This window comes from Mucilaginibacter sp. P4_G9, assembly GCF_056400985.1.
Genome location: NZ_JBFUKF010000018.1, coordinates 19441 through 29621, shown reverse-complemented (window position 1 = coordinate 29621; position 10181 = coordinate 19441). Strand labels below are relative to the sequence as shown.

Here is a 10181-nt window from a genome sequence, read left to right as displayed (position 1 = left end):
CAAATAATGAGAATTAAGCCTCATACCAATAGCCTGATGCGGTAACAACAATTTAAAAATAAATAAACATATTTGTACTTTAGTCATTAAAACTATTATGCGGATAGAGGACGAAATACAAAGCAATAAATTTGAAGATAATTACCACAAAGTAGTAATCAACATCAGTTATACTTCTGGCTGGCTAAACAATGCATTTCGTTGTCATTTTGATAAGTATAACCTTACGCAGCAACAATTTAATATCCTGCGCATATTAAGAGGGCAATATCCAAAACCGGCAACAATCAATTTGCTTAAGGAAAGAATGATTGATAAAATGTCTGATGCCTCACGCATCGTCGACCGGCTGATTCAGAAGGAACTGGTTTCGCGTTGTACCAATAATAAAGACCGCCGCGCGGTTGATATCCGTATCAGTGAACTTGGCCTGCAAACCCTTGCCAAAATGGACGAGGAATTTAAAACCCGCGAAGTACTCCAAGGTAACCTTAGCTCCGAAGAAGCAGATCAGCTTAGCCACCTGCTGGATAAGTTGAGAGGTTAGGTTTTTGGACGAAAGATTGAAAGACGAAGGAATAAGGACGAAAAGCGTTCTGATACACTCTAACCTATAAAACTACCGCCATTGCGATGCACGAAGCAATGACGGTAACTTAGTACTACTGTATTATAAATCATCTGCACATCTGAAATCTGCATATCTGCACATCTACCCTTTCATTTCCTCGTGTAGGATATCCAAAATAGTAGGCGTTACCTTCCCAAAAAATGAGATCCCGGCAGCGCCATTCTTCAAGGCATATTGTATTCCGGAACGTACTTCTTCATCATTTTTAAAATCAGAGATATACAAACCGGCATACAGCGGAAATTTACCATCTAAAAAGTGAACACCTTCGGCCACGGCATCGCCTATCCAGCTTACACCTTCTTTATAAAAGCCATGGTATATCATCGGACATACGCCATCGAGGTGAAAGTTTGTCCAGTCTTGCCGTACGTTGCGGCGGGCAACTTCGGGCGTTGGGAAAACGGCCGCTGTAATTGCTTTTCTATGTTGTTTGGCTATTGCCGAAATGCTGTTTACTACCCTGATAATATTACCATACCTGAACAAGCGCCAGGAAAGGCTCGCTTCGGGGTATTGGATGGCTTTAACATCCTGCCCGTACTGCTCCTTAAATTTGGCCTGGCAAATCTCGCAATAACAGTAGTCATACTCGGGCAGTTCTTTGGTTTGCTCTATTTTATATTTATCCCAAAGATTTACTGGCAGTACAACGTCGCAATAACGCACGTAATCCAGGTGGATGCCGTCAACATAATCAAGTGCCAAAATCTTATCAACCGTACTGGTCAGGTAATCCTGTACTTCCGGGCGCGATGGACAAAGCCACCGGTAGTATGTTACATAGGGCGGTTTATCGGCGCACGAATCGCCGTTACGGTTTTTGCTGTACCATTCCGGGTGTTCGGTAAGCAGTTCGGCCCGGTTAAAGGTCCATATCCAGCGATGGGCTTCCATTCCGGCAGCTTTGGCCGCGCGAAAATGCCTTTCGCTATCGTTCTCAAAAAATATCCCGGTTATCCCTTTTGCCTTGTATGCCGCATAGTTGGCCTTCAGCTCATCGTCTATATCTTTCAGATTGGGGTTTATCCAGATCCAGTTTTTCTTTACTTTTTTCTTAGGGTTAGGGGTATTCACCACCGCGGCGGTACCTAATAAAGGCAACTGCGAGGCAACTCCGGCCAATAAACCGGCTTTTAAAAATTGGCGCTTATTCATGGTCGTATCGGTTTTAATTGTTCTATGAAACCTTCATGGTTTATGGTATAGGTTATGTTAGTTTTTCTATCTGTTACGGTAGCTTCAAACTGGCTTTTGGTAGCCTCCAATTTTAACTTATTGCTGTTCCCGGCAATATTGTATTTACCATTTACCCCCAATTTACCAAGCGAAGATGCATATTCATGGTGCTGCCTGTGCCACAATTTTTGGCGGTAGTAAACCAGCCACAGGTACTTCTTTTGCTCCTCGGCATAAGGCATAGTAAACACCACATCATCCGCCTCGTGCTCACTAAACAGCAGGTAACCCCAATGCTCGGGAGTGTGCATATTGATCTCGCCTTGCGATGACCATGCCCAGTTATGTTCGGGCAGATCACGTCCGGTTGAATCTTTCAACTTTACATTACGGCCATCAACAATTTTGGTATCATACTGCACCCTCGAAAAATTGATCCGGTATATCGTTCCATCTTTAGGGATCCGGGAGCTGAAACCCATTGTAATAGCACGAAAAGGGATAGCCATTTCAACCGTCCATCCCTTATCGGTATCAGCTGTATTATTTAATGTACCCTGCACCTTTACGGCCGATAGCAGGCCGTTTGCATCCCATCCTATAAGTCCGCCGCCGCCGTTACGGTAAGGTCTGTTTAAAAATAAATCGAAAATGGTGTTTAACGCATTTACCTCAATCTCATAATAAGTATGCGTGGTGGCAGCAGGATCAATAAACAGCTCAAAATCATTATCGTGATATACAATATCATCATGATTTTTTAAGGTAGCCCAAACCTGCGGGTCATTTATACGGGCGGCCACATACAGGTATTTATCGTCCCAAAGCATTTTAACATTGGTTTGCAGCGGTGGTTTGGGGTTCAAATCGCCCTCAATATCCACAAAGTCGCCGGTCCATTTAGCTTGTTGCCATGCGGCATCATCAATATCCCCATCAATAACCRGTGGCTTTGTAATATGCCTTACCACATAATTTTGCGGAACGGGAAACAGGTTTTCGAGCCCCGCAAATGGTGATTGCGCAATTACAGCATGAGGCAAAAACAACACTATTGTTATTACTGCTGCTTTTATACTGCTATTGATTTTTGATGCCATGGTAATTAACTGCCCAGTTCCAGGATCCTGTCAAACTCTTCGCGTTTTAGCGCCATAACAGATAAGCGTCCCTGGCGTACCAGGCCCACATCTTTTAGTTGCTCGTCGGCTTTTATTACCTCCAGTGTTACCGGTTTTTTAAGCGCTTCAACCGGCGACAGGTCAACCACCACCCAGTTAGGATCCGTGGTAGTGGGGTCCTGGTAAAATTCTTTTACCACTTTGGCTATACCTACCACCTCCTTACCATCATTACTGTGGTAAAACAGCACCAGGTCGCCCTCCTGCATCAGTTTTAAATTATTGCGGGCCTGGTAGTTACGCACGCCATCCCAAAAGGTGCGGCCGTCTTTATTAAATTTTTCCCAGCTATATTTTACGGGTTCTGACTTTACTAACCAATGCTGCATAGATCGCTAATGAATTTTTACTTTTTGTATTCGTAAAGATGTTAAAAAGCTTCGATAAGTTAAGGGAACTTTTGTAAAAAGATGGCTATGTAGGAAATTTAAAGGAGGTAGATATTTTAATTTAAGAGGGGATCGGCAATTATTAAATCTATGTATAGTCTGGGATACGACCATAACAATAGTATCACATTCAATTAGCCCGTAAAGCCATTTTAGCTTCTCTCTTTTTTATAAAAAAATAGCCAATCCGTTGCATTGGTAATTCAACAAATTTATACAGCACGGAGGAAACCGCTATGGTTATTGCCAAAACTAAACTTAACCTTATTGCATAATTGCCCATAGTTGTGATCGGGCCTGAAACAGGAATAAAATCAAGCATGTTATATTTGGTTAACCAATTCAACACAGCAAAATGTGTTAAATACATGCTAAAACTTATTTTACCCATGTGGACAATAACTGTATTAACTATAATTTTATATTCATACTTGCTTAATGCAAGGGCTAATACAAAAAATGCTATGGTACAAAAAACATAATCGGGTAATATAACTATACCCACATATTGCAAAAGTAAAAAGGTAGCGGCRATGAGTATTATATACGACTTTACTTTTAACTGGTAATTATCCTTTATCACAAAGTAAAATAAAATCCCCAGTGCAAACACGGGAAGCTGGCTTGGAAAATAAAAGTAAATATAATTATACCATAAAATGTCGTTGCCAATAAGGTGGAATTTGCGAAACACCATATCTAACAGGTAACGAAAAACAACACTTAAAATAAAAAAGATCGCCGCCTTTTGGGCATTATTTACCTTGTAAAATAAAAATGGTATTATAAGATAAAAAAACATTTCAACAGCAATTGACCAACCTCCCGGCACCAGGCTATTAATCCAGTAAGGATTAAAACCATGTAAAAAAAGCACATTGGCTATGATATTACCGCCGGTAATTCCGGGTGCGTCTCCAAGCCAGTATCTTCCGCCAAAACCATCCTGCCATAAATAGTAAATTATAGCTAAATAATACATCGGCGCGATCCTAAAAAAACGGCGAATAAAAAAATTACCTATAAAATTATCTTCTCGGCTCTTTGTATGCATGGAAAGGAATAAGGTAAAGGCACTTATAAAAAAAAATAGCTGAACGCCATTTGCGCCACGACCTAATACATGAGTTACTAAATCAGGAAGCTGCTTATTGTTTCCGACCATGGAAGTGTGCACAATTACAACCGCCAAAATTGCCAGCCCCCTTAAAGCATCAATATATCTTAATTTTAACATGTTATAACTTAAGGTCAACCACCTGCTTTCTCCTGATGTAGGCTGTAAGACATGAGCACAGACTAATATTCTTGCGGATATTTTACTGCAACTCAAAGCAAACCACCTTTATTAAGTTTCCAAATTATATTTACCGGCTCTTTACCCGTAAAGATGTTAAAAAACTACCATATGTGAAGTTGCTACCTGTAAAAACATAATTATTTCACCGCCGATATTTTCAGCTTCACCTGTAATTTTCACCAGCTGATGTTTATCTTTAGGTAGATTTGCCTGATGGAAAAAACCGGGAAGCAGTTATGGTTTTACAGTTCGTTRCTAATTGCCCTGTTGCTGAATAGCGGAAAGTCATTGGCTTTACGCGAAAACGGTATTGTGGCCCATTACTGGCGTTTTAACCTGGGCGAATACCTGTTTCAGCTCCTCGCGCAATTTGCGTTTTGTTACCTGTTCTTCTACCTTAACTTAAAAAACGGCCAGCTTTCAACTTACCGTGATAACAACAAATATCTGCCTTATCTTATTTATAATTTTCTTATTTCCTTTGCATGTATGGTCGTTTGCGGAGCCATACAAAAACGATTGTTCGCTTTTAGTTTAAATCAAATTAAAGGAGCGTTTTGGCTGGGCTATTTTACACGTTTTGCATTAGGGGCGCTGCTGGTGGGCATTATAATCAGGATCATCCTGCTTTTACGCCAAAACAAGCAGCAGGTACAGGAAAACGAACAACTAAAAAACGCCTACACCATTGCCGAACTGGAGCTGCTGAAAGAGCAGCTTAACCCCCATTTCCTGTTCAATTCGTTAAGCAGCCTATCGGGTGTAGTGCGGGAGAATCCGCCTTTGGCACAACAATACATCAAACATTTATCGTACGTTTTCAGGTACACACTGGTAAAGCCAGTCAATAATTTAGTCACCGTGGCCGAGGAATTAACCATGGTAAAATCATTCGCACAGTTACTAAAAATGCGCTTTGAAGATGCCTTTGAATTTAACATTGAGGTTGGCGACGAGTTTCTTAAATATAAACTTCCTCATTTATCCTTACAGCCATTGTTAGAAAACGCGGCCAAGCACAATGCGGCTACACTTAAGGTGCCTCTATTGGTTTCAATTAGCATTGCCGGCAACTATTTATTGGTCAGTAATAGCCTTAACCCGGTTGATGCAGAGGGTACCGGAACCGGCCTCTCCAATCTTAACCAGCGTTATAAAATATTGCTTCAGCAAGATATTGATATTGAAAGGACAAATAACCGTTTCACAGTTAAACTCCCTTTGCAACATGGATAAGCTGCGTATAGTTATTGTAGAGGATGAGCCGGTTACCGCCCGTAACCTTGCCCATGTTTTGCAAACCATTGATGAGCAAATCAATATAGCGGCTTCGTTACCCGATGTTAAGGATGCCGCAGCATGGTTCGATACCCATCGCGAAGGTTATGATCTTGTTTTTATGGACATTCGCCTGGCCGATGGTTTATCTTTTGATATTTTTAAGCAGGTAGAGATCCTGAAACCGGTAATATTTGTAACCGCTTATAACGATTATGCTATCCAGGCCTTTAAAAATAATGGCATCGACTATATCCTAAAACCATTTAATGAGGCAGAAATTGAACAGGCGCTTACCAAGTTTAAAAGGTGGATAACCCAAAAGCCCACGGTTGAAGATAGCTTACCATTTGCTCAATTATTGGAGCAGATGAAAACGCTGGCCAGGCCTTATAAAAAATCTTTCCTGGTACATTTCAGGAATAAACTGATCCCGGTTGAAACGACCAAAATAACCTGGTTTTATACCGTCCATGAAATTGTGTATGCCCAAACGGTTGATGGTCATCAATACAATATTGAGTTTACCATGGAGCAGTTGGAGCAGCAATTGGAACCGGGCATGTTCTTCAGGGCCAACCGCCAGTTCATTATCAACCGTAATTCCTTAACCGAGGTAGATTTTTATTTCAACGGACGATTATCACTAAAAATGAAACCCGAACCGCCCGAGCGCATCCTCATCAGCAAGGCCCGCGTACCGGAGTTTAAGCATTGGATGGATAGCTAAGAGCCGGATTTCGGATGTTCGATTTCGGATTTCTTATCGGTTGTTGTTTAGTGCGAACCCCATAGCTATACACAAAACTTTTTCCTTAATAAAATCATTTCGCCCCCCGGTTTTTCAGCTTCATCGGGTTTCTCAAAATTTAAGCCGCGCTTTCTGGTCAACTTTATATTGTCAATCAAAAAGATATATAATTTAAATACCAGGAAAATGAACCATCAAGTTGGCCCCTACCGCATATACATATTATTACTCCTGCTGGTACTTGTTACCGCCGAGATCATCTGGAGCTGGAAAAAAGAAAAAGGTACTTATGATATCAAAGAAACGTTCGCCAATCTTTCAGTATTCGCTGGTTTCCAGTTTTCTAAATACATTTTTGCAGGTTACCAGTTAGCTGTGCTGGGCTTTTTTACAGGCATAGCACCGTTCAATTTACCCCGCAATGGTTGGGTTTTCGCGTTGACATTTTTTACTGCCGATTTTATTTATTACTGGTTTCATCGTGTTTCGCACCATTGGAAACCATTATGGGCATTTCATTTAATTCACCATTCGGCCATGCATATGAACCTTACAGCTGCCTATAGACTCAACTGGTTCTCGGCAATTATTAGTCCGCTGTTTTTTATACCGGCAGCACTGCTGGGGTTACCAACAGATTTTATCGTGATCTCCTATGCCTTAAACCTGGCCTACCAGTTCTGTTTACATACCGAGGTTGTGGGTAAACTGGGCGTAATAGAAAATATAATGGATACGCCCTCATCGCACCGCGTTCACCATGGCAGCAACCCAATTTACATCGATAAAAATTTTGGTGGTGTGCTCATCATCTGGGACAAATTGTTCGGCACTTATCAGCCAGAAACCGAGAAAGTAAACTACGGACTTACCACAGGCTTTGTAAGCAACAACCCTTTTGTGCTGGTCGCTCAAGGGTTTATAAGCTTATTCAACAGTAAAAAGCTATCTGAAACAAAGAAAAAGGCAGCTGCAATTAACCTAAAAAGTCCTCCAATCGGCAAGCAAAACTATGATCCGATAGTATCCTGATCCTTCAAAACAAAAACTATTCAAAATCAAATAAAAGATAATAATCCAAACATTAAAATTTAATATTATGAAAAACGTGAAAACAACAACGGTAATGTTATTAATAGTATCGGGCCTTACATTAGGTTTAAATTCCTGCAAAAAAGATGGCGCAGCAAGTAGTTCAACCACCGTTACCGAGGCTGACGCAGCCGAAGTAGCTACAGACGCGGTTGTACCAACAACCGGCGGCCTCACCCTACAGGCCAGCAGCTCGGTAAGTATTTACAAAACCGTAACCCTAAGCTGTGGCGTAAAAAAAGACTCTACCATCAGCAAATCAAGTGCAAGCGGTGCAACGCCATCCTACAACTACAGCCTCAGCTGGGATTATACACTTGCCTGTGCAGGCATAGTACCCAGCCAGTTAACCTTTAACTTTAATGGCAGCAGCACTTATGATGGTTTAAGGATGTCATCGGACGATAAAAGCACCGGCGGATTTGTGCTTACCGGTCTTCAGCCTTCCGCTACTGCTTATGTACTTAACACTACCTATACCCGCACAGGTACACAAACTTCAAAAATTGCCCGTAAGTATACCTTTACAAGTAACCTCAGCATCACCTCATCAAATATCACAGTGGATAAAACCACGTTGAAGATCCTGTCGGGCACAGCAGCGGTTAGTGTTTCAGGCACTTCATCATCTGGTAATAAATTCAGCTTTAACGGTACCATTACCTTCCTGGGTAGTAACAAGGCAACATTAGTATTAAATAGCGGCGCAAGCTACGCTATTCAGTGGTAAACAGTATTTTAGCTAAAATATAAGCAATGAAAAATTACGGAATAACAACAAAGGATTGGTTCATGATAGGCATAATGGCTTTCATGCTTATACTGAGCAAACCAGCTATAGCGCAAGGCGTAGGAAAAGATCTTAAAAACTCTACACCCGAAGACAGGGCGAAATATCAAAGCGGCGTTATGATCACCAAATTAAAACTGGATAGTGTACAGGCTGAAAAGGTAAGGGTAATAAATTTGACCTATGCCCGCAAAATGCAGGTGATACTAAAAAGCGATGATGGCCGCATGAGTAAATTCAGGCAGGTCAGGAAACTCCAGGAAGCTAAAGATGCGGAACTGGAACCCGTTTTTACTGCTGAACAGTTTAAACAATACAAAGAATTTGAAGAGGGCATGAAAAGCCAGTTTAAGCAAAAGGCTAAATCATTCCAATAACCTAAAGCGCCGCATATTTACTTTATGCTTATTTATAATTTATGCTGATATCATGAAAAAGATCCTAACGATGCTGTTTTTTATTTTTGCTGTCGCGATAGCAAAAGCCCAGCACCATTTTGAAAAGGTAGACCAATGGCTGACAGACAATACCGAAAAAATGGGTGGCCGATGTGTATTAATGGTTTATAAGGAAGGAAAAATAATTTACACCGGCATAAAGACAGACATGAGTATGAAGCAAAGATTTGCCACCAAAATGATAGCCCGCAAAATGGGCAAAACACCAAACCTGGATAGCTTCAACCCTAACACCAAAATACCAGTTGCCAGCTGCAGCAAATGGCTTAGCGCAGCCCTGGTAATGACCTTTGTAGATGAAGGCAAATTAAAACTGACTGATACTGTTGGCAAATACCTGCCCGTACTTTCAAAAAGCGGCAAGGGTGGTATTACTATTAGCCAGTGCCTTTCGCATCTAACCGGCATTAAAGCCCCGCCAATAAAAAAAAGCCTGCAGGATATGAAAGACATTCATAGTATGGATGAATCCATTCAAAACATTGCAGGGATGCCAATAGAAGGCAAACCCGGAACCCTGTTCAGGTATAGCAATGTGGGCCTGCAGATGGCAGCGGCTGTTATTGAAAAAATAAGCAGTAAAAATTTTGAAACGCTGTTTGCTGAACGCATTGCCGGGCCATGTGGTATGGTTAATACCGATTTTGGAAAAGGCCCCGTAGCATTCCCGGCCGGAGGCGCATGGAGTACACCTGCCGATTATTTGAACTTTTTGGTGATGATCCTAAACAAAGGCACTTACAACGGTAAACAAATTCTGACTGAAAAAAGCGTGAACGAAATGCAGACCGACCGAATTGCCTCTGCTGTAAAGGTGGCCTATGCTCCAAAGGAAGCCGGCAATGCCGGATACGGTTTTGGCGAATGGGTTTTGAAAGCATCCGGACCACAAAACCCGACACCTGCCATAAGCAGCCCTGGTTTATTTGGCAGTTTTCCGTGGATAAATAACGACAAGCATTATGCCGCATTCATGATGTGTTTTTATATTAAAAATGAGGGCAGGCATGATCGTTATTACGCTTTGAAGCAGTTGGTTGATGAGGCGTTGTGATATTAACCCTACCGGCGGAGATTTAAAGGGGGCTCATTGCTTCACCCCTCGCAATTGACGGTAACCTATGTCTTATTA

11 protein-coding genes are annotated in these 10181 nt (G+C 41.5%); 7 read left to right on the top strand and 4 right to left on the bottom strand.

All coding sequences use genetic code 11. The features are described 5' to 3' along the window. Positions 1–97 precede the first annotated feature (97 nt). The gene (locus tag AC1DPZ_RS03705; protein ID WP_477401338.1) at positions 98–547 is read left to right on the top strand and encodes a MarR family winged helix-turn-helix transcriptional regulator; all 450 of its coding nucleotides are present in this window, start codon (positions 98–100) and stop codon (positions 545–547) included. Between the two features lie 165 nt (positions 548–712). Here the strand turns inward: AC1DPZ_RS03705 and AC1DPZ_RS03700 are convergent, their stop codons facing one another. From AC1DPZ_RS03700 to AC1DPZ_RS03685, 4 genes are all read right to left on the bottom strand, one after another. Continuing rightward, the gene (locus AC1DPZ_RS03700) at positions 713–1789 is read right to left on the bottom strand and encodes a family 10 glycosylhydrolase (protein ID WP_477401337.1); all 1077 of its coding nucleotides are present in this window, start codon (positions 1787–1789) and stop codon (positions 713–715) included. Beyond that, complete coding sequence (locus tag AC1DPZ_RS03695; protein WP_477401335.1) at positions 1786–2910, bottom strand: carbohydrate-binding family 9-like protein; 1125 nt, start codon at positions 2908–2910, stop codon at positions 1786–1788. The genes AC1DPZ_RS03700 and AC1DPZ_RS03695 overlap by 4 nt, the downstream gene beginning before the upstream one ends. 5 nt (positions 2911–2915) lie before the next feature. Next, entirely contained in the window at positions 2916–3320 is a 405-nt protein-coding gene (locus tag AC1DPZ_RS03690) for an EVE domain-containing protein (protein ID WP_477401334.1), read from the bottom strand. A 190-nt stretch (positions 3321–3510) separates the two neighbouring features. After that, positions 3511–4617, bottom strand: a complete 1107-nt coding sequence (locus tag AC1DPZ_RS03685; protein ID WP_477401333.1) for an acyltransferase family protein — start codon at positions 4615–4617, stop codon at positions 3511–3513. A gap of 276 nt (positions 4618–4893) precedes the next feature. On the opposite strand from AC1DPZ_RS03685, the gene AC1DPZ_RS03680 reads away from it, so the two are divergent. From AC1DPZ_RS03680 to AC1DPZ_RS03655, 6 genes are all read left to right on the top strand, one after another. Next, positions 4894–5916 carry a sensor histidine kinase gene (locus tag AC1DPZ_RS03680; protein WP_477401331.1) on the top strand — a complete coding sequence of 341 codons (1023 nt, stop codon included), beginning with the start codon at positions 4894–4896 and terminating at the stop codon, positions 5914–5916. Continuing rightward, positions 5909–6688, top strand: a complete 780-nt coding sequence (locus AC1DPZ_RS03675; RefSeq protein ID WP_477401330.1) for a LytR/AlgR family response regulator transcription factor — start codon at positions 5909–5911, stop codon at positions 6686–6688. Before AC1DPZ_RS03680 ends, AC1DPZ_RS03675 begins: the two co-directional genes overlap by 8 nt. A 207-nt stretch (positions 6689–6895) precedes the next feature. Further along, positions 6896–7741: a sterol desaturase family protein gene (locus AC1DPZ_RS03670; protein WP_477401329.1), complete on the top strand. Its 846-nt coding sequence runs from the start codon at positions 6896–6898 to the stop codon at positions 7739–7741. Between the two features lie 67 nt (positions 7742–7808). Beyond that, complete coding sequence (locus AC1DPZ_RS03665) at positions 7809–8531, top strand: hypothetical protein (RefSeq protein WP_477401327.1); 723 nt, start codon at positions 7809–7811, stop codon at positions 8529–8531. Positions 8532–8557: 26 nt separating this feature from the next. Beyond that, positions 8558–8968, top strand: a complete 411-nt coding sequence (locus tag AC1DPZ_RS03660; protein WP_477401326.1) for a hypothetical protein — start codon at positions 8558–8560, stop codon at positions 8966–8968. Between the two features lie 52 nt (positions 8969–9020). Next, complete coding sequence (locus AC1DPZ_RS03655; protein WP_477401324.1) at positions 9021–10103, top strand: serine hydrolase domain-containing protein; 1083 nt, start codon at positions 9021–9023, stop codon at positions 10101–10103. The last annotated feature ends 78 nt before the right edge of the window (positions 10104–10181 follow it).

Coding starts and splice junctions, on each gene's coding strand:
- AC1DPZ_RS03705 (WP_477401338.1), top strand. CDS start 98: ATGCGGATAGAGGACGAAATACAAAGCAATAAATTTGAAGATAATTAC.
- AC1DPZ_RS03700 (WP_477401337.1), bottom strand. CDS start 1,789: ATGAATAAGCGCCAATTTTTAAAAGCCGGTTTATTGGCCGGAGTTGCC.
- AC1DPZ_RS03690 (WP_477401334.1), bottom strand. CDS start 3,320: ATGCAGCATTGGTTAGTAAAGTCAGAACCCGTAAAATATAGCTGGGAA.
- AC1DPZ_RS03675 (WP_477401330.1), top strand. CDS start 5,909: ATGGATAAGCTGCGTATAGTTATTGTAGAGGATGAGCCGGTTACCGCC.
- AC1DPZ_RS03670 (WP_477401329.1), top strand. CDS start 6,896: ATGAACCATCAAGTTGGCCCCTACCGCATATACATATTATTACTCCTG.
- AC1DPZ_RS03665 (WP_477401327.1), top strand. CDS start 7,809: ATGAAAAACGTGAAAACAACAACGGTAATGTTATTAATAGTATCGGGC.
- AC1DPZ_RS03660 (WP_477401326.1), top strand. CDS start 8,558: ATGAAAAATTACGGAATAACAACAAAGGATTGGTTCATGATAGGCATA.
- AC1DPZ_RS03655 (WP_477401324.1), top strand. CDS start 9,021: ATGAAAAAGATCCTAACGATGCTGTTTTTTATTTTTGCTGTCGCGATA.